Here is a 19,524-nt window from a genome sequence, read left to right as displayed (position 1 = left end):
GGTTTAAGCCGGCAAAGAAAAAGCTCCGCGGTTACCCGCGGAGCTTGGCCAAATTCAAGCGGTATTCGTTGATGCCGAACTGCAGCACGCCCCGGTTCTCCAGCTCTCGAAGCACGTCGGAGAGAACGGCCTTCGAGACGCCGGCAAGCTGCGCAAGCTCGTCGTAATTGAGCGCCATGTGCATCGAAATCGTCTGCCCGTCCCGCTTGCCGTTGCGGTTGGCCATCGTGATCAGGTTCTTGAGCACGCGTGTCCTTCCGTCGAGGAACGTAAGGTCGTTCACCTGCTCGTTCGTCTGCCGGAGCCTTCGGCAAAGCTCGGATAGGATGCCGCGCGTGATGTCGAAATGGGACTGCAGCAGCTCCATGAACGCCTGGGAAGAAAGCTCCAGCACCGAGGTCGATTCCAGCGTCTGGGCCGAAGCGGAGCGAGGTCTTCCGTCCAGCAGCGACAGCTCGCCGAAGCTTTCGCCCGCGTTCACGACCGACAAGACCTTTTCTTCGCCGGATGTGCTGCGCGTAAACAGTTTGATCGAGCCGGCCAGCACGACATAAAACGTCAGGCCGAGATCTTTTTCGTGAAACAGGACGGTGCCTGCGGGAAATGTTCTGCGGTGGGCGATTTTAACGATATTTTCAAGCTGTTCGTCGTTAAGATTGTCGAAAAGCGATACCCGTTTGAGCCATTCGATCATAACCGGATTGTCCTCCCCGTACGTTCCTTACGGTACCAGTTTACCACAGCCTTTTCCAATTCAGATAGTAGGATGTGACGAACATGAACGAAAATCGTCGAAATCGCACGGATACGAAATCCAAGGAAGCATTCGAACGGGCCAAGCGCTCGATTCCCGGCGGCGTCAACAGTCCCGTGCGGGCGTTCAAGTCGGTCGGATTGACTCCGCTCGTGATCGAGCGGGGGGAAGGCAGCCGGATTACCGACATCGACGGCCAAACTTATGTCGACTACGTGCTGAGCTGGGGACCGCTGATCGCGGGCCACGCCCACCCGGAAGTCGTGGAAGCCATCAAACGGACGGCGGAAAAAGGGACGAGCTTCGGTGCCCCGACGGAGCTGGAAACGCTCATGGCCGAGCTGGTTTGCGAACGGGTGCCGTCCGTCGAGATCGTCCGGATGGTCAACTCGGGCACGGAAGCGACGATGAGCGCCCTTCGCTTGGCCCGCGGTTACACGAACCGCAGCAAAATCCTGAAATTCGAGGGCTCGTACCACGGACATGCCGACAGCCTGCTGATCAAGGCGGGATCCGGCGTCGCCACGCTGGGCCTTCCCGACAGCCCCGGCGTTCCCGAAGGAGTGGCCGCCCATACGGTAGCCGTCCCGTATAACGATTTGGAATCCGTGAAGCTGGCGTTCGAACGGTTCGGAGAAGAAATCGCCGCCGTCATCGTGGAACCCGTCGCGGGCAACATGGGCGTCGTGCCTCCGCTGCCGGGTTTCTTGCAGGGACTTCGCGACGTGACGACCCGCTACGGAAGTCTCTTGATTTTCGACGAGGTGATGACCGGCTTCCGGGTGCACCTGAACTGCGCCCAAGGCCTGTATGGCGTAACGCCGGACCTCACCTGTCTCGGCAAAGTCATCGGAGGCGGCCTTCCCGTCGGAGCATACGGCGGCAAACGCGAGATCATGGAGAAAATGGCCCCGGTCGGCCCGATCTATCAGGCGGGCACGCTGTCAGGCAATCCGCTTGCCATGGCAGCGGGGTACACGACTCTGAAGCTCATGACCGAAGAGAAATACCAGCTGCTCGAACGGCTTTCCGGGCGGCTGCAGGCCGGACTTGAGCAGAACGCCAAAGAGCTTGGCGTTCCGATGACGATCAACCGGGTGGGCTCCATGGTTTGTCCGTTTTTCACCGAGAAGCACGTCATCAATTACGACGTGGCAAGGACGGCGGACGCGAAGCGGTTCATCGACGTCTTCCGCGGGCTGCTCGACGGCGGCGTCAACATCGCGCCGTCCGCCTTCGAAGGATGGTTCGTGTCGACGGCGCACTCCGAGCAGGATATCGACCTTACGATCGAAGCGCACCGCGAAGCGCTTCGTCAGTCTTAAAAACCGGCAGCTCCGCTTGCCCCGATTCCAATCGGGGCAGCGGGGTTGTTTGCTTTTTGGGCGGGGGCAGGCATGCCTCACTTTCCGCGGCATATAGATAATGAGAAAGCTGCCGAGGACCCGTGACGATCGGGTGCGAAACGAAAGGAGGATGCAGGAAGTGACGGACCCGTTGAACGGATTGAGGTTCGACATTTACGAGCGGGTGCACTTGCCCGATGATGTGGCTGCCATCGAGGAATTGGAGGAGATTGAGCTCATTCCCCACATGCAGGCGCAGCCCCGCGAAGACCATGTTCTGCTGAAGGGGCATTTGTTGTTGTCCGGCGTTTACCGGGCGCAAAACCAGGAGCCGGGACAAGGCTCCGCGAAATTGGAGCATTGGATCCCGGTCGAGATCTCCCTGCCGCCGAGCCGCGTGCCGCGTATGGAGGAATTGGCGGTCGAGATCGACAACTTCGACGTCGACCTGCTGTCCACCCGCTCGATTAACGTAACCGGCGTGCTGGCTCTCCGGGGGCTGCAGCCGGAACAGCAGAAGCAAGCGCCGGTGTGGCGGGACGACAGCTTCACGGTCGTTCACCAAGCGGCGCCGGACCCTTCGGCTTCACTTGGAGAGGAAGAGGAAGAGGAAATCCGGTTTGAGCCGGCCGAGCTGCAGCAGGAACCGTCGCCCTCCCCATTCGGCGATAACCCGTACGCCCAGTTTACCGCGCCGCCGCAGACGTCTCCGTTTTACGCCGCGACGAACCGCAGGGAAGCCGGCGTGTGGCCTTATGCCGCGCAGGCCAAGCCGGAAGCGCAAGAGGAAGCCTCGGAGCCCGCGATCCCGGCTTCGAACGAACTCGCAAGCCCGTGGGAGTCGGAGACCGGATGGGGAGACGTTTCGACCCGGAAAGCGGAGCCGGCTTTTCCATTGCCTGCATACCCCTCTGCCGGGGAACAGCCCGAATCCGAGTTTGCCTCGGAGCCTGAGCTGCAAGACCAAGCCGGCGACCGCTGGGAGGCTTTTGCCGAACCGCTGCCGGAGCCTGAGCTGCAAGACAAGCCGGACTTCGCGCCGGTTGATAGGCTGGAAGAGAAGCCCGAAGAAAAGCCGGAGCTGAAAATCGCGTTCGGAGGCAAAAAACAGGACGCGCCGCCGCCCACCACATTCGGCGTAGGGCTGCTGTCCATCCTCGGCGACAAAGGCGCCGCGAGGGAAGCGGAGCAGCAGGCGCTGCGTTCCGCCCGGGCCGAAGCCGAAGAAGCCGAAGCTAAAGCGGCGCGCCTAAGCACGGGAGACGAGCTGGAATGGACGAAGCTCTTCCTCAGCAAAGGTTCGGAGGCCCAGGCATTCAGCAAGGTGAGGATGTGCATCGTTCAGCGGGAGGATACGATCGAATCCATTGCCGCCCGCTACAACGTGCAAGCCCGCGAGCTGCAATTGCGGAATCGGCTGAGCGACCCTTACTTGTCGGAAGGGCAAGTGCTGTATATTCCGTAAGGCATGTCTGATCCACGAAATCGCGAGAAGGGCCGCCTGGAAAGGCGGCTTTTTTCGTTTCACGCCGGGCGGCATAGAGGTAGAGAAAGTGTAAGAGGTGGAGGGAGAGAAATAGTGGGGAAAGTTCCCACTAATTTCTGCGTTTTTCCATCCTGCAGATGAATAACTGGAAAAACTCCCACTAATACCGTGCGTAATCTCCAAGAGCGGCGTCATGGACGAATTTAGTGGGACTTTTTCCTTTTATTTAGCCAATTTGATCAAATGCTGAACGATTAGCGGGAGAAAATCCTATTATTCTAGATGAACCAGGGGGACTTCTGTTAAGCCGCAGGCTGAGTGGAAAACGATTCGCATACGCGTTTGTCCGGGCGGATTTTGGGGAACAATGGGCTGTATTGACTCTCCATGACCCGGCGGGTAGAATAGGAGAGAAAGACGCGGATAGGGAAAGTTCGCGGTTTACCCTTTCAGAGAGCGGAATCGCCGGTTGCCGGCGCTGTGAGATTCCGCAGGAGGCGCCGCGGCGAGTCACCCTGGAGTTTCCCGTAAGAGACCCTTGCATTCGGCATGGGAGGTAAGACGGGACGGTATGCGGCCGTTATCCTGCGATAAGTGCCGTGCGGCTGTCGTGACAGCATCGCGCGGAACGAAGGTGGTACCACGGAAGCTCAACCTTTCGTCCTTTGCGACGGGAGGTTTTTCTATTTATTGACGAGGAGGCCGCATTTATGTCCGAAACGCAAGAACGGCTCCAGACCGAGATGCCGACGACTTACGATCCGACGGTCGCGGAGACCAAATGGTACGAAACCTGGATCCGGAACGGTTATTTCCAAGCGGGCCGCCGCACCGGCGCCCCTAAATATTCGATCGTCATTCCGCCGCCGAACGTGACCGGCATGCTGCACATCGGCCACGCGCTCGATTTCACGCTGCAGGACATCCTGATCCGCTTCAAGCGGATGCAGGGTTTCGACGCGCTGTGGCTGCCGGGCACCGACCACGCGGGAATCGCCACCCAAACGAAGGTGGAGCAGAAGCTCCGCGAGGAAGGGAAAACCCGTTACGATCTGGGACGCGAAGCGTTCCTCGAGAAAGTATGGGAGTGGAAGGAGCATTATGCCGGCTCCATTCGCAGCCAGTGGGCCAAAATGGGCCTCAGCCTCGACTACTCGCGCGAGCGTTTCACGCTTGACGAAGGGCTGTCCAAAGCGGTCCGCGAGGTGTTCGTCCGCCTGTACGAGAAAGGCTTGATCTACCGCGGCAAACGGATCATCAACTGGGATCCGGCGGCCCGTACGGCTTTGTCCGACATCGAGGTCGAATACAAAGAGGTTAACGGTCACTTGTACCACTTGCGGTATCCTTTGGCGGACGGCAGCGGCCATCTGACCGTGGCAACGACGCGTCCGGAAACGATGCTCGGCGATACGGCCGTTGCGGTGCATCCGGAAGATCCGCGCTATCGGTCCCTGATCGGCAAGATGCTCCTTCTTCCGATCGTGAACCGCGAAATCCAGATCATCGCCGACGAATACGTCGACAAGGAGTTCGGCAGCGGCGCCGTGAAAATCACGCCCGCCCACGACCCGAACGACTTCGAAGTCGGAACGAGGCACAACTTGCCGCAGATTACGGTCATGGACGAAAGCGGCAAAATGAACGCGGAAGCCGGTCCTTACCAAGGCATGGACCGCGCGGAATGCCGCAAGGCGATCGTCAAGGACCTGCAAGAGCAAGGCGTGCTGGTCAAAATCGACGACCACGTTCACCAGGTCGGCCACAGCGAGCGCTCCGGCGCCGTCGTCGAGCCGTATTTGTCCACGCAGTGGTTCGTTTCGATGAAGCCGCTGGCCGAGAAAGCCCTCGCGTCGCAGCGCTCCGGCCAAGGCGTGAATTTCGTGCCCGACCGGTTCGAAAAAATTTACTTACACTGGATCGAAAACGTCCGCGATTGGTGCATTTCCCGCCAGCTGTGGTGGGGACACCGGATTCCGGCCTGGTACTGCGGCGCCTGCGGAGAGACGCATGTCGCCCGCGAAGACCTGCATGCCTGCCGGTCTTGCGGCAGCGCCGACCTGAAGCAGGACGAGGACGTGCTCGACACGTGGTTCAGCTCCGGCCTGTGGCCGTTCTCCACGATGGGCTGGCCGGACGAATCGTCCGAAGATCTTAAAAACTACTATCCGACCAACGTGCTCGTCACGGGTTACGACATCATCTATTTCTGGGTAGCCCGGATGATTTTCACCGCGCTGGAGTTCACGGAGCAAAATCCGTTCAAGGACGTGCTGATCCACGGTCTAGTCCGGGACGCCGAAGGACGCAAAATGTCCAAATCGCTCGGCAACGGCGTCGACCCGCTCGACGTCATCGCCGAATACGGCACCGACGCGATGCGTTTCATGCTGTCAACGGGCAGCACGCCGGGCCAGGACCTGCGCTACCGGACGGAGAAGGTCGAGCAGGCTCGCAACTTCGCCAACAAGATCTGGAACGCTTCTCGGTTCGCCTTGATGAACCTGGAAGGCTTCAAGGCCGAAGACATCGACTTGTCCGGACCGCTTTCCACGGCCGATCGTTGGATTCTGCACCGGTTCAACGAAACCGCGCGCGACATCACCCGCCTCATGGAAGGGTACGAATTCGGCGAAACGGGCCGTCTGCTGTACAACTTCATCTGGGACGATCTGTGCGACTGGTACATCGAATTCGCCAAGCTTACGCTGTACGGAGAAGATGCGGCGGCGAAGCGCAGCACCCAGTCCGTGCTGGCTTACGTGCTGGACCGTACGCTCCGGCTGCTGCACCCGTTCATGCCTTTCCTCACCGAAGAAATTTGGCAGCATCTGCCTCATGAAGCCGGAGAAACGATCACGCTGGCCGCTTGGCCGGGTTACGAGTCGGCTTTCGAGGCGGAAGAGGCCGTGAAGGAAATGAACCTGCTGATGGAAGCGATCCGCGCCGTCCGCAACATCCGTGCCGAAGTGAACGTGTCGCCGGGCAAAAAGATCGAGCTGCTCGTCAAGCCGACGGGTGCGGCGGAAGAAAGCATTTTGCGACGCAATGAAGTGTACGTCCGCCGTTTCTGCAATACGTCTTCGTTCACGCTGGACGCCGGCCTGACGCCGCCGGACAAAGCGATGACCGCGATCGTGACCGGCGCAGAGCTGTATTTGCCGCTGGCCGGCTTGATCGACATCGGCCAGGAAATCGCCCGCCTGGAGAAGGAACTCGCCAACCTGAACGCGGAAGTGGAACGGGTCGAGAAGAAACTGGGCAACGAAGGCTATATCGCGAAAGCGCCTGCGCACGTCGTGGAGCAAGAAAGGGCCAAAGGCCAGGATTACCGCGACAAACGGGACAAAGTGCTGGCCCGCATCGCCGAGCTGCGCGGTTGACGGGAGGGAATCGGAAATGAACGACGAACGGCAGACAGCCCCGTTTCGGACGGCTGCCGATGCGGTGGAATGGATCACCGGCCTGATGCCCGTCGTCGGTATCCGGCCCGGGCTTGAACGGATGAATCTGCTGATGGAACGGTTTGGGCATCCCCATCGGCGGTTAAAATTTATTCATGTTGCCGGAACGAACGGGAAGGGCTCGACGTGCGCTTTCCTGACGCAGGTGCTGCGCCGCTGCGGCTACGATGTGGGAACGTTCACGTCCCCCTATCTGACTTCCTATTCCAACCGGCTCCAATACAACGAAACGGACATCCCGGATGAAACGCTGCTCGAACTGGCCAACCGGATTAAACCGGAGGCCGACGCGCTGGCGGAGACCGAGTGGGGGCCTCCGACGATGTTCGAGGTGACGACCGCTCTGGCGCTGTTGTACTATGGAACGGTCGCTTATCCCGATTACGTCGTATGGGAAACGGGGATGGGCGGCAGGCTGGACGTGACCAACATCGTCACGCCGGTCGTGAGCGTCATTACCAACGTCGGCCACGACCATATGGATATGCTGGGCCCGACGCTGGAAGACATCGCGAGGGAGAAAGCCGGCATCATCAAACCGGGCGTGCCGGTCGTCACGACGGAGCTTCGGCCGGAGATCGTTCGGATTTTCCGCGAGAAAGCGGAAGCCGGACGATCCACGCTCTACGTTTTGGGCGAGCAGTTCCAGTACGAAAGCGGCGCAACTTCGGAAACGGAACAGGCATTTTCGTTTTTCGGCCCTTTCCGGGATTTGCCCGAGCTCACGATCACGCTCAGCGGCGCTCACCAGCGGAAAAACGCCGCCGCGGCCGTCATGACGCTGGAAGTGCTCCGCCAGTATTACGCGCTGATCGTGGAGGACGCCGATCTGGCGGAAGGGCTGCGGAGCGCAGCTTGGCCGGGAAGATTGGAATTGGTCTCCCGCCAGCCGCGCATCCTGCTCGACGGGGCGCACAACCCGGAAGGGATGGAGGCGCTCGCCGCCGCTCTTCGGGACGTTTACAAGTACGACCGGCTGAACGTCATGATGGCGATGATGCCGAATAAGAATCACGAACATTCCCTGCGGCATATACTACCAATGGTGGATTTGCTCGTCATTACGGAACCCGATTTTCATAAAAAGATGAATGCCGAAGATCTCGCCGAGGTGGCCGAAAGGCTGCGGAAAGAAACCGGCAAGCCCGGCGGGATCGTGGTGGAACCGGATTGGCGTAAAGCCCTCGCGCTGCTGACCGGCCCGGAAGGCGGTTCGTCCTCCGGCACGCTCCACGTCGTCACGGGCACGCTGTACTTGATCGCGGACGTCCGCTCGTGGCTGCTGCATGGAACGAAATCTGAAAAAGGCTGGTGAAGCGTCGTTGCATACGGCTGAACATGTACATTTTATCGGCATCGGGGGCTATGGGATGAGCGCCATCGCCCGCGTCATGCTGGAGATGGGCTATCAAGTGTCCGGTTCTGATGTTGCCCGCCAGGAGCTCACGGACAAACTGGCCGCCAAAGGCGCGCGGATCTACATCGGACATGAGCCGGAACACGTGCAAGGCGCGGATCTCGTCGTCTATTCCACCGCCCTGCCGAAGGACAACGTCGAACGGCAGGCCGCGGAGCAGCTGAACATTCCGACTCTGCACCGGTCTCAAATGCTGGCGAGGCTGCTGAACGCCCGCAAAGGCGTCACCGTCGCGGGAGCGCACGGCAAAACGACCACGTCCTCGATGATCGCCTTGGTCATGGAGACTTGCGGGTTGGATCCCACTTATATCATCGGCGGGGAAATCGTCAACGTCGGAACGAACGCCAAAGCGGGCAAGGGCGATTTCGTCGTCGCGGAAGCGGACGAGAGCGACGGCTCGTTCCTTCAGTACGTGCCGGCGATCGCGGTCGTCACGAACATCGAAGCCGACCACCTCGAAAACTATGACGGGGATTTCGGCAAGCTGAAGGAAGCTTACGTCTCTTATTTGCGCAACGTGCGGGAAGGCGGAATCGCGGTCGTCGGGACGGACGACGAGAACGTCCGGTCCATCCTGCCGAAGGTCGGCGGGACGCGCCTCATCACATTCGGCATCGAATCGGAGGCCGACTATACCGCCGCGGACATTACGCTGGGCGATCGCTGCGTCGAGTTCTCCGTACGCCGCGGCGCGGAGACGCTCGGTACGATCGCGCTTTCCGTGCCCGGGCGGCATAACGTTTATAACGCACTCGCCACGGTCATCGTTTGCCTGGAGGCCGGCGTTCCCTTCGCCGGCATCGCCGAAGCCATCAAGGAGTTTCGCGGCGCCAAGCGCAGGTTCCAAGTGCTCGGCGAAGTGAAGGACATGCTGGTGATCGACGATTACGCCCACCATCCGACGGAGATTCAAGCCACGATCCAAGCGGCTAAAGCGACGGGCAAGCGGATCATCGCGGTATTCCAACCGCAGCGGTATACGAGGACCTTCTTCCTGCTAGACGCGTTCAGTCGCGCTTTCGCCGACGCGGACGAGGTCATCATTACCGACATTTACTCGCCTGCGGGGGAGCAGCGAATCGAAGGCGTCACCTCGCAGAAGCTCGTCGAGCTGATCGAGAACAACAGCAATCCCAACGTCCACTACGTTCCCACGAAGGAAGAAGTGCTGACGCTGCTTGCCGGCAAAGTGCAGCCCGGCGATCTCGTGATCACGATGGGCGCCGGCGACATCTGGAAGGCGGCGGACGGACTCGCCCGCGTGCTGAGAGAACGTTATCCGGGCTAAAGCCCGGCTTCCCATTTTCATATCGAAAGAAAACGAGCAACCCCCCGCCGAATGGCAGGGGGTTGCGGCCGTTTCCGTTTACTTCTCGATTATATCGATTTCTTTTTGCACGTATTTCATCGGGATGGCGAACTCCAAATTGGAGCCCTCCACGCCGGATGACGTCACGCCGATCGCGTCTCCGAATTCGTTGAGCAGCACGCCTCCGCTGGAGCCGTGGTCGATGTCGGCCGTATGCTGGATCAGCGTCATGCCGTTATCCGTCCGGATCGAAGAGACGATTCCTTCGGACAAGCTGTTTTCCAATCCGACCGGGCTGCCGATCGCGTACACCTTCTCGCCGATCTGGGGGATGGCCGTATCGTAATCCAGGGAATAAGCCGGCGAGGAGCCGGTCGGCCTGCCCTGGGCATCATAGGAAGTGGACAGCATGACGCCCCAAAGGTCCGCGTCTTTGTTGTCGAAATAATACCAGTTGGAAGCGTCGTAGGTGACGCCGTCGAGCTTGATCGTGATTTTCTTCGCGCCCTCCACGACGTGATGGTTCGTGATGAACAGGTTGTCGCGGATGACGAACCCGGATCCCTGCGCAATCGGTTTGCCGCTGTCGTCGTAGGTCAGGACGACGCCGACGGAGTTTTGGAGCTTGCCGATTTCTTTGGGCGTCAGGGGAGTGCGGCCGATTTTGCCCGTGACGATCCATTTGGTCTGCAAGTCCGCGTCCTTGATCTTTCCGGCCATGAAGTCGCGGTACGCTTTCGATTCGATCGAAACGGAGCCGATCTCTTCCCCGTCGGCATTCACGTAAACGACCCGTGACTCCTGGGCGTTGAATTTCGAGAGCCGTTGAAAGATCTGATCGAAATAGTACCAGTCGGAATCGTAGTCGTCGATTTGCGTCAGGTAAGACACCGCGACCATGACGCCGTAATCTTTCATGAAGGTCACGCCGCTGCCGTAATTGTCGATGATTTCCTTGGCCAACGTGACCGGGTCGGCGGCTGGTGCCGCGGGTTTCTTCACGTCCACGGTCAGTTTCGATTTGTCGTAGGTGTATTTGATCCCCGCTTTATCCAGCACGCTGAGCGGAATCAGCGGTTGTCCGTTGAACTGGATGGCCGGCGTGCCGCTTGGCTTGAACACCGTGCCGCCTACCGTGGTCTTCACGACCGCGTTTCCTTTAAAGCTCCCCCATAATGACGCGGCGCTGACCGCTCCCGTGACGAGAAAGCTTAACGCGACGATCAGTGCTATTTTCCTCTTCATCTAGTGACCACCTTTAGGAATAGTTTCTATCCTATTATCGGTAGATTCTGGCAAGCCGTAAAGAGCGTCCCATGAAGCTTCCCGGCCATCGGGAATATTTGTCCCGCTCCTCTCATATTCTTGTTACTAGAAACGCTCAGACAAGCGTGCAGGGGAGAGACCGTAACATGCAGCAAAAAGCGAGAATGACGTTCCGGTTCGAGCCGGCGAGGAAGGATGAGCCTCCGAAGCCGGTACCCGAGTTACGGCGAACGGAAGTCGAACCTGCGGCTCCGCGAACCGAAGAACGGATCGTCGATAAGGATATCGGAGGACCGGCCGAGCTGGATGCCGACAAGCTGGAACAGCTTATTCGGGGGGCGGAGACGAAGAAGGCCAATGCGGATTTGCCGCTGCAAACGGCGAGTGCCGTCAAACCGAAGCGGCGGGAGACGGTAATCCCGCTGCCGGAGTCGAGGAAGGCACCGGAAATGCCGGTGATGCCGGCTGCAGTCGTAACGCCGGTTGCGACCGCCATACCGGAGGAGCAGGGAGAGCCGCAACGCGGATGGCCGGAAATCGACGAATCGATTTTACGGGAATACGCGGCGTCCGGCACGAGGATGAGAAGCGATGGGCCTTCATGGTGGAAGGTTTTCGCTTCCGTGGCCGGGGCGATCGCGACCGGCGCGCTGTTCGGCTATCTCGTCTTGACTTTGTTCGCCGGGGAATCCCCGCTGCCGTCATCCGGCGGAACCGCGGCCGAGACGGCATCTCCGGCGCAGGCGGCCGTCTCGTCCCCAAGCGCCTCCCCGGGAGCCTATGCAAGCGCGGCGTCCGGGGCGGGCATCGCGGCGGAGCTTCCCGGCGAGACGTATTACTGGCTGCAGTACGGCGTATTCCGGTCCGAAGAAAGCATGGACGCCGCGTTGGCGGAGCTGAAGGACAAAGGGTACCCTGGGTACGGCGACCGCACGGACGGTTACCGGGTCTATGCGGGAGCCGCCGCGAGCAAAGAAGAGGCGGAGCTGCTCGCCGCGCAGATGCCCGGCTTGGAGATTTTCGTGAAATCTTCGGAAATCGGACCGGTGAAGCTTGCGTCTGCGGATGCAGCGGGTTTGGAGGCCTTCGTGGAGCAAAGCCATAAGCTGGCGCAGCAGCTTGCGCATTTGTCCGTGGCGGCACTTCAGGACGAATTGCCGCAGCCGATCGGGGAAAGCGACCTCGCGTCCCTAAGGGATACCCATGCGGCATGGCTGAAAACGCTGCCTGCCGTCGACAAACTCGAGGGGCCTGCCAAGGACGCCGGAATGACGATGGCCCAATCCTTGAATGCGGCGATGGTCTCCTTGGACGACTACGGCAAGAAAATCTCCCGTTTCCATCTGTGGAGCGTACAGAAAGACGTCATGGAAGCGATCGGCGCAGGCCTCTCGATGCGCACGGCGGTGGCAGCCGGAACCGCGAAATGACGGGGGCGGGGAGCGATTGCCGCATGAGCGAATTTTAACAATCCGCGCCCCGCAAGGGTTACGGCCAAGCAAGCCCCTTCCCGGGGCTTTTTTTCGTTTGCTGGAGGAAATTAGAACGTTGTGGGACTTGTCCGGTGAACGTATAATGAAGAAATGGGTGTCAAAAAATGGTGGGAGATTGGGAAAAATGAAGAAAAACGGCTGGATCCTGCTTCTATTCATCGTACTGGGATTGCTGGCCGGGACGCTCGTCGCTCGGTGGCTGGAGGCCGTACCCGGCTTGTCGTTTCTGACCCGGCCCATGTCCGTCTCTTTGTCGCCTTCCGCGGATCTGGCGGTCATCAAATTCGACTTGAAGCTTCGGCTCGATTTGACTTTGATGAGCATCGCATTCGCCTTGGCGGCGATCTGGCTTTATCGCAAATTGTAATCCGGAAAGGAAGAGCGGTCCCATGTGTGCAGCGCAAGTACCGACGCTGATCCTCGCTTCCTCATCTCCCCGCAGGCAAGAGCTCGTGAGGGCGCTAGGCCTGCCCGTGTCCGTAAGGCCCAGCCAGGCGGACGAAAGTACGCCGGAAGGCTGGGCGCCCGACAGAATCGTCGAGGAATTGGCCCATCGTAAAGCCAAGACCGTCTGGGAAAACTCTCTAGGTACGCAGGATACGCCTGCCATCGTCATCGGCAGCGACACGATCGTCGTCATTGACGGCGACGTGCTGGGCAAGCCGAAAGACGAGGCCGATGCGATCGGCATGCTGACCCGGCTGGCCGGGCGTTCCCACGAAGTGTTCACGGGAGTCTGCTGCATCGGCCTTCAGGACGGGAAAACGTCGATCTCTCACCGAAGGACCGTCGTACGCATGCGGGCATTATCACCGGATCAAATCCGGCGCTACGTCGCTTCCGGAGAACCCATGGACAAAGCCGGGGCTTACGGGATCCAAGGCCTTGGGGCCGTGCTCGTCGATTCGCTGGAGGGCTGTTACTTCAACGTCGTGGGCCTTCCGCTCTCCTTGCTTGCCGAACAATTGGAAGCATTCGGCGTTTCCGTTCCCTGATCGGAAGGGTAATGCCATTACGGAACCTCAAGCCAATTCCGCGGCCGACGCGGGCGAAGAGGCAGGAATCAGGGATGGACTCGCAAGCTTACCGGCTCCGTGATTTGCCGGAGGACGAACGACCGAGGGAACGGATGATGCGGCTCGGCGCCGAGGCGCTCAGCCATGCGGAACTGCTCGCCATACTGCTTAGGACCGGCAGCCGCCGGGAGTCTGCCGTTCACTTGGCCCAGCGGGTGCTGCAGGACAGCGGAGGGCTTCGCCGATTCGCCGAGCGCAGCTGGGACGAACTCACCCATATTCCCGGCATCGGTCCCGCCAAAGCGCTGGAGCTGCAGGCTTCCCTCGAGCTTGGCCGCCGCGTGGCCCGTTCCCGCCTGCCGGAAGCGGCGCTCATCGCAAGTCCCCGGGACGCGGCGGACTTGCTCATGGAAGAGCTGCGCCGGCTCCGGGAAGAGCACTTCGTGGTGCTGTTCCTCAATACGAAGAACCGGGTCATCGGCCGGCAGACGCTGTCCATCGGAAGCCTGAACGCCTCGATCGTGCATCCCCGCGAAGTTTTCCGCGCGGCGATCCGGCGGAGCAGCGCCTCCATCTTGTGCGCCCACAACCATCCGAGCGGGGACCCCACCCCGAGCCCGGAAGACAAGCAGTTGACGCGAAGGCTGGCCGAGGCCGGCGAACTGGTCGGCATCGAGCTGCTGGATCATATTGTCATCGGCGATAACCGCTTTGTTAGTTTGAAGGAATTAGGTTGCTTGTAATATAATATTAAGGATTGTCTAAAGCAGGAGGTACCCGCATATGTTTGGAGGATTCACGCGCGATCTGGGGATTGACCTTGGAACCGCGAACACGCTCGTTTTCGTTAAAGGAAGAGGAATTGTCGTCAGGGAACCCTCTGTCGTCGCCCTGCGTACCGATACCAAAAGAATCGAAGCGGTCGGAGCGGACGCCAAGAAAATGATCGGCCGCACGCCCGGCAACATCGTCGCCATCCGTCCGATGAAAGACGGCGTCATCGCCGATTTCGAAACGACCGCGACCATGATCAAGTATTTCATGCACCGCGCGCAGAAGAAGCGGATGTTCGGCGGCCATCCGAGCGTCATGGTTTGCGTGCCTTCCGGCATTACCGCCGTGGAGAAACGCGCCGTGGAAGACGCTACGAAACAGGCCGGCGCCCGCGAAGCCTACACGATCGAAGAGCCGTTCGCGGCGGCGATCGGGGCGGACCTGCCCGTATGGGAGCCGACCGGCAGCATGGTCGTCGACATCGGCGGCGGGACGACGGAAGTGGCCGTGATCTCGCTCGGCGGCATCGTCACGAGCCGTTCCATTCGGATCGCCGGCGACGAGATGGACGAAGCGATCATTTCCTACATCAAACGGTTGTATAACCTGATGATCGGGGAACGCACGGCAGAGCAGCTCAAGATGGAAATCGGCTCCGCCATGCCGCTGGACAAGCTGGAGTCGATGGAAATCCGCGGACGGGATCTGGTGACGGGCTTGCCGAAAACGCTGGCCATTACCTCCGACGAGGTGAGCGAAGCGCTGGCGGATACGGTGAACGCGATCGTGGACGCCGTGAAGGTAACGCTGGAGAAATGCCCGCCCGAGCTGTCCGCCGACATCATGGACCGGGGGATCGTGCTTACGGGCGGCGGTGCGCTGCTCCGCAACCTGGACAAAATGCTCGCGCGCGAAACCGGCATGCCGGTCATTGTGGCCGAAAACCCGCTCGATTGCGTGGCGATCGGGACGGGCCGCGCGCTGGAGAACATCCACCTGTTCAAGAACAAGGGCGGCGGCGGTCGCGGCGCAAGGTCCTAGGAAACGGAATGAAATGAAGTCTTGAAGCATGGGGAATGGGAAGCAGGTGAGCCGAAATCTTTAGGTTGATGCGGAACAAACGGCTGTTCATCCTGATGATCGGACTGATCGTTTTCATAGCCGTCATGGGCTTTACCCTAGGGCGGACCCGGCTGACCTGGCCGGAGAAGTTCCTGAATGACGCTGTAGGGACGGTGCAGGGAGCGTTGTACCGGCCGGTCGGGGCGGTCGCCGATTTCTTCGGCGACCTCGGCCGGCTTTCCGACGTCTATAAGGAAAACGCGCAATTGCGGCAGACCGTCGCCCAGTATGCGCGGGACCAAGCCAAATACAACTTCGTCGAAGCGGAAAACGAGCGGCTCAAGGACGAGCTCGGGTTTACCGAAAAGCAAAAGCAATTATACCAATACCGTTATTTGATCGCCCAAGTCGTCGGAAGCAGCAATAATCCGCTGGATAAAACGATTAAAATCAACCTCGGTTCCCGCGACGGAATCAAGGCGCAGATGGCCGTTACCACGACCGACGGGCTTGTAGGCCTCGTCAGCCGGGTGTCCGAATTCACGTCGACCGTCGAACCGATCACGCAGCTCGACGCGGAATCCACGACGGGCGTGCAAATCGCGGCCACGGTGTTCGGCAAGGAAAAGGATTCTTTCGGCATCGTCGACTCCTTCGACGCGGAAACCGGCATGCTCCAAATGACCAAAATCGACGAGAACGACAAAATGGCGCCAGGCGACAAAGTCATCACGTCCGGCCTCGGAAACGTGTTTCCGAGAGGCGTCGTGATCGGAACTCTCGTCAACCGCCAGGTCGGCGACTTCGGCCTCACGCAGAAAGCGACCGTTGCTCCGGCCGCCGATTTTGACCATTTGAGGGAAGTGTTCGTCGTGGTCGTTCCGGATGTGAACGGACCTTGAAAATGAGAATGAACCGGGCCGTCCTGGCCGGCATCCTGCTGGTGCTCCTTGAAAACGGCGTCGTTCCGTGGCTGATTCCGTCCGCTTGGAGCGACCGGCTGATGCCCCATTTGACGTTCGTGCTGATGATGTACGTCGCCAGTTTCGGCGGCCGTCACCGGGCCTTTCTTTTCGGGCTCGGATTCGGCTTGCTGAGCGATGTGCTCTTTTACGGAAGCTTGATCGGTCCTTATGCGTTCGGCATGGGTTTGATCGGATACGCCGCGGGACTGGTGCTTGAACGGAGAATGCTGACGCTCGCGACGCTGATGGGCGTTACGGCCATGGGCAGCGTCGCCCTCAGTACGATCGTATACCTGATTTACCGGTTGTTCCGGCTCACGACTTGGCCTTACGGATTCGCGTTCTATTGGTATATCGCCCCAAGCTTGATGCTGGAAGTGCTCGTCGCCCTCGCCCTCTATTTGCCCGTTCGCAAGCTGCTGCTTAAACCCGCGGCGTCCCAAGCGGAAGAAACGGCGGTTTGACGAGAATTGCCGCACGGAGGCAGGAATTCGGCTTTCACGGGTTGAATTCTTCTAGCGTTAAGGGAGGAACGACAATTGGCCGGCAAATCTCTCATTACGATTAAAGGCGTCAAAGAAGGTTTGGTGTTCCTGCTTGACGACCAATCCCCCTTCGAACAGCTGCTCGAAGAGCTGGAAGCCAAACTCGACAAGCATGAACAGCAATTTACCGGACCGATCGTTCACGTTTTCCTCAAACTCGGTTCCCGCCAATTGGGGGAAGAGGACAAGGAAAAGCTCCGTTCTGCTTTGAAACGCCAAGGAAACCTGCTCGTGCAATCCATAGAAAGCGACCCCGTACCGCCCGATCCGGATGAGGCCGACAGGCCGGTCCTCCATACGATGACCGGGATCGTGCGATCGGGCCAAACGGTCGAATACGAGGGGCATCTTCTGCTGATGGGAGACGTCAATCCCGGCGGCACGCTGCGCTGCACGGGAGACATTTACGTGCTCGGTGCTCTCAGGGGGACCGCGCACGCCGGCTCGGAGGGGAACGAGAACGCGATCATCGCGGCTTCGCTCATGAAGCCGACCCAATTGCGGATCGCAGACGTGATCAGCAGACCGCCGGACGAGTGGACCTCTTCCGAACCTTGGATGGAATACGCGTTCTTGCGCGACGGCGCGATGGCGATCGACAAAATGTCGAGCCTCGGACGCCATCGCAAAGAAGTCATGCAGTTCAAAGGAGTGTAGGAACATGGGAGAAGCGATTGTGGTGACGTCCGGCAAAGGAGGCGTCGGCAAGACCACGACGTCGGCCAATCTGGGCACGGCACTTGCGCTGATGGGGAAAAAGGTGTGTATGGTCGACACCGACATCGGATTGCGCAATCTGGATGTGGTGATGGGTCTCGAAAACCGGATCATTTACGATCTGATCGACGTCGCGGAAGGACGCTGCCGGGTCAACCAGGCGCTGGTGAAAGATAAGCGCTTCGACGAGCTCTACATGCTTCCCGCGGCCCAAACCAAGGACAAGAACGACATTTCCCCGGAACAGGTTCGCCAAATCATCGAGAGCCTGAAGCCGGATTTCGATTACGTCATCATCGACTGCCCTGCCGGCATCGAGCAAGGTTTCCGGAACGCCGTGGCCGGCGCCGACCAGGCGATCGTCGTGACGACGCCCGAGAACGCGGCGGTCCGCGATGCCGACCGCGTCATCGGCTTGCTGGAGAAGTCGAAGATGGCTTCGCCGAAGCTGATCATCAACCGGATCCGGCCGAACCTGCTGAAGAGCGGCGACATGCTGGAAATCGACGACATTTGCCAAGTGCTGGCCATCGACCTTCTCGGCATCGTGCCGGACGACGAGCTCGTCATCAAAGCCGCGAATTCGGGCGAACCGACGGTCATGAACCCTTCGTCCCGCGCCGCAATCGCCTACCGCAACATCGCCCGCCGGATTCTCGGCGAGACCGTTCCGCTTCTCCAATTGGACGAAAAGTCCGGAATGTTCCGCCGGGTCAAGAAGTTTTTGGGAATGGGATGATCTGGCTTTGCTGAACAAACTGAAAAAATTGGACTGGATGATGCTCCTGATCCTCGGCGTCATGATGATTTTCAGCACGCTGCTGGTCCGGAGCGCGACGCACGACAACCCGCTGTATTTGCACTACGACATCAAGACGCTCATCTACTACGCCATCGGTTTCGTGGTTATCCTGTTCATGACCTTGTTCGATTACCGCCTGCTTCTCAAAACCTGGTACGTCTGGTATGCGATCGGGTTGATCCTGCTTCTGTTGGTGTTTAAACTCGCTCCTTCGATCAACGGGGCGCGAAGCTGGTTCGAGCTGCCCGGCGGCCTGAAATTCCAGCCGGCGGAATTCATGAAACTGTTCCTCATTCTCGCCATTGCGAAAATCATGGGACGCCGTCAAGGCGATCCTTTGAGGATGAGGAGCGACGTTCTCGTCGTGGCGCTTACGGCGCTCGTTCCTTTCGCGCTCGTCATGGTGCAGCCCGACCTCGGGAACGCGGTCATCTACGTGTTCATCACGCTCGGCATGTTATGGATCGGGAATGTCCGTTACTCGTACGTCATGATCGGATTGACCGTGGTCGTCGGCGGATTGCTTCTTTTCGTAACGCTGTTCAACACGTATAACACGCAAATCCACGACTACCTGGAATCGCACAAAAAAGTGCACTGGTACCAGCGGATCAACACGTATATCCATCCGGAGGAAGCGTCGGCGGACGAACGGCGGCAGTCCGAGTACGCCAAGATCGCGATCGGCTCCGGCGGGTTGGCCGGGGACGGGTACATGCAGGGCGAATCGAAAAAGCGCAAGTTCATCCCGTATCCGTATTCGGATTCCATTTTCGTCGTCGTCGGCGAGGAATTCGGATTCCAGGGGGCTGCGCTCCTGCTGCTTCTGTACTTCCTCTTCATTTACCGGATGATCATCATCGCTTACCAGTCGTATGATCTGAAAGGCTCGTTCATCATTATCGGGATCGCGACCATGATGGTGTTCCAGATTTTCGAGAACATCGGCATGATGATCGGGATCATGCCCATCACGGGGATTACGCTCCCGTTCATCAGCTACGGCGGCACCTCTCTGCTGCTCAACATGGCTTGCATCGGTTTGATTTTCAGCATTCGGGCCCATCAGGAAAAATACGAAGTGGAAGCCTGACCGGCGTCGCGC

Annotated in this window: 17 protein-coding genes; 15 read left to right on the top strand and 2 right to left on the bottom strand. The window is 59.4% G+C overall.

Annotated elements, in window-relative coordinates:
- Positions 1 to 31: 31 nt before the first annotated feature.
- A complete protein-coding gene (locus tag EAV92_RS11965; RefSeq protein WP_123041305.1) occupies positions 32 to 694 on the bottom strand; it encodes a Crp/Fnr family transcriptional regulator in 663 nt (220 codons plus the stop codon).
- 83 nt (positions 695 to 777) lie between these two features.
- On the opposite strand from EAV92_RS11965, the gene hemL reads away from it, so the two are divergent.
- The 5 genes from hemL (at position 778) to murC (ending at position 9,758) form a co-directional block, all read left to right on the top strand.
- Positions 778 to 2,079 (top strand): glutamate-1-semialdehyde 2,1-aminomutase, encoded by a 1,302-nt coding sequence (gene hemL, locus EAV92_RS11960; RefSeq protein ID WP_123041304.1) that lies wholly within the window; start codon positions 778 to 780, stop codon positions 2,077 to 2,079.
- Positions 2,080 to 2,239: 160 nt separating this feature from the next.
- On the top strand, positions 2,240 to 3,565 hold the full coding sequence (locus EAV92_RS11955) for a LysM peptidoglycan-binding domain-containing protein (protein WP_164472744.1): 1,326 nt from the start codon (positions 2,240 to 2,242) through the stop codon (positions 3,563 to 3,565).
- A gap of 731 nt (positions 3,566 to 4,296) precedes the next feature.
- Complete coding sequence (locus tag EAV92_RS11950) at positions 4,297 to 6,969, top strand: valine--tRNA ligase (RefSeq protein WP_123041302.1); 2,673 nt, start codon at positions 4,297 to 4,299, stop codon at positions 6,967 to 6,969.
- A gap of 16 nt (positions 6,970 to 6,985) precedes the next feature.
- On the top strand, positions 6,986 to 8,365 hold the full coding sequence (locus tag EAV92_RS11945) for a bifunctional folylpolyglutamate synthase/dihydrofolate synthase (RefSeq protein ID WP_123041301.1): 1,380 nt from the start codon (positions 6,986 to 6,988) through the stop codon (positions 8,363 to 8,365).
- Positions 8,366 to 8,372: 7 nt separating this feature from the next.
- Complete coding sequence (gene murC / locus EAV92_RS11940) at positions 8,373 to 9,758, top strand: UDP-N-acetylmuramate--L-alanine ligase (protein ID WP_123041300.1); 1,386 nt, start codon at positions 8,373 to 8,375, stop codon at positions 9,756 to 9,758.
- A gap of 78 nt (positions 9,759 to 9,836) precedes the next feature.
- Here the strand turns inward: murC and EAV92_RS11935 are convergent, their stop codons facing one another.
- Positions 9,837 to 11,024 carry a S1C family serine protease gene (locus EAV92_RS11935; protein ID WP_123041299.1) on the bottom strand — a complete coding sequence of 396 codons (1,188 nt, stop codon included), beginning with the start codon at positions 11,022 to 11,024 and terminating at the stop codon, positions 9,837 to 9,839.
- 167 nt (positions 11,025 to 11,191) lie between these two features.
- On the opposite strand from EAV92_RS11935, the gene EAV92_RS11930 reads away from it, so the two are divergent.
- The 10 genes from EAV92_RS11930 to EAV92_RS11885 all read left to right on the top strand — a co-directional run bounded on the left by EAV92_RS11930 (position 11,192) and on the right by EAV92_RS11885 (position 19,512).
- On the top strand, positions 11,192 to 12,475 hold the full coding sequence (locus tag EAV92_RS11930; RefSeq protein ID WP_164472743.1) for an SPOR domain-containing protein: 1,284 nt from the start codon (positions 11,192 to 11,194) through the stop codon (positions 12,473 to 12,475).
- 187 nt (positions 12,476 to 12,662) lie between these two features.
- Positions 12,663 to 12,905 carry a DUF4321 domain-containing protein gene (locus EAV92_RS11925; RefSeq protein ID WP_123041297.1) on the top strand — a complete coding sequence of 81 codons (243 nt, stop codon included), beginning with the start codon at positions 12,663 to 12,665 and terminating at the stop codon, positions 12,903 to 12,905.
- Positions 12,906 to 12,927: 22 nt separating this feature from the next.
- Entirely contained in the window at positions 12,928 to 13,533 is a 606-nt protein-coding gene (locus EAV92_RS11920; RefSeq protein WP_123041296.1) for a Maf family protein, read from the top strand.
- 74 nt (positions 13,534 to 13,607) lie between these two features.
- Positions 13,608 to 14,297, top strand: a complete 690-nt coding sequence (gene radC / locus EAV92_RS11915; protein ID WP_123041295.1) for a RadC family protein — start codon at positions 13,608 to 13,610, stop codon at positions 14,295 to 14,297.
- 40 nt (positions 14,298 to 14,337) lie between these two features.
- Positions 14,338 to 15,369 (top strand): rod shape-determining protein, encoded by a 1,032-nt coding sequence (locus EAV92_RS11910; RefSeq protein ID WP_123041294.1) that lies wholly within the window; start codon positions 14,338 to 14,340, stop codon positions 15,367 to 15,369.
- A 68-nt stretch (positions 15,370 to 15,437) separates the two neighbouring features.
- Positions 15,438 to 16,292 (top strand): rod shape-determining protein MreC, encoded by an 855-nt coding sequence (gene mreC, locus EAV92_RS11905; protein WP_123041293.1) that lies wholly within the window; start codon positions 15,438 to 15,440, stop codon positions 16,290 to 16,292.
- A 2-nt stretch (positions 16,293 to 16,294) separates the two neighbouring features.
- On the top strand, positions 16,295 to 16,819 hold the full coding sequence (mreD, locus tag EAV92_RS11900) for a rod shape-determining protein MreD (RefSeq protein ID WP_241158557.1): 525 nt from the start codon (positions 16,295 to 16,297) through the stop codon (positions 16,817 to 16,819).
- Between the two features lie 75 nt (positions 16,820 to 16,894).
- Positions 16,895 to 17,557 carry a septum site-determining protein MinC gene (locus EAV92_RS11895; RefSeq protein WP_123041291.1) on the top strand — a complete coding sequence of 221 codons (663 nt, stop codon included), beginning with the start codon at positions 16,895 to 16,897 and terminating at the stop codon, positions 17,555 to 17,557.
- A 4-nt stretch (positions 17,558 to 17,561) separates the two neighbouring features.
- Positions 17,562 to 18,356, top strand: coding sequence for a septum site-determining protein MinD (gene minD / locus EAV92_RS11890; protein ID WP_123041290.1), 795 nt, complete (start codon positions 17,562 to 17,564; stop codon positions 18,354 to 18,356).
- 7 nt (positions 18,357 to 18,363) lie between these two features.
- Positions 18,364 to 19,512, top strand: coding sequence for an FtsW/RodA/SpoVE family cell cycle protein (locus EAV92_RS11885; protein WP_123041289.1), 1,149 nt, complete (start codon positions 18,364 to 18,366; stop codon positions 19,510 to 19,512).
- Positions 19,513 to 19,524: the final 12 nt, after the last annotated feature.

The sequence above is a fragment of the Cohnella candidum genome (assembly GCF_003713065.1).
Classification (GTDB): domain Bacteria; phylum Bacillota; class Bacilli; order Paenibacillales; family Paenibacillaceae; genus Cohnella; species Cohnella candidum.
Note: the sequence above shows the minus strand (reverse complement) of the source record. Positions and strands in the feature narration are given on the sequence as shown.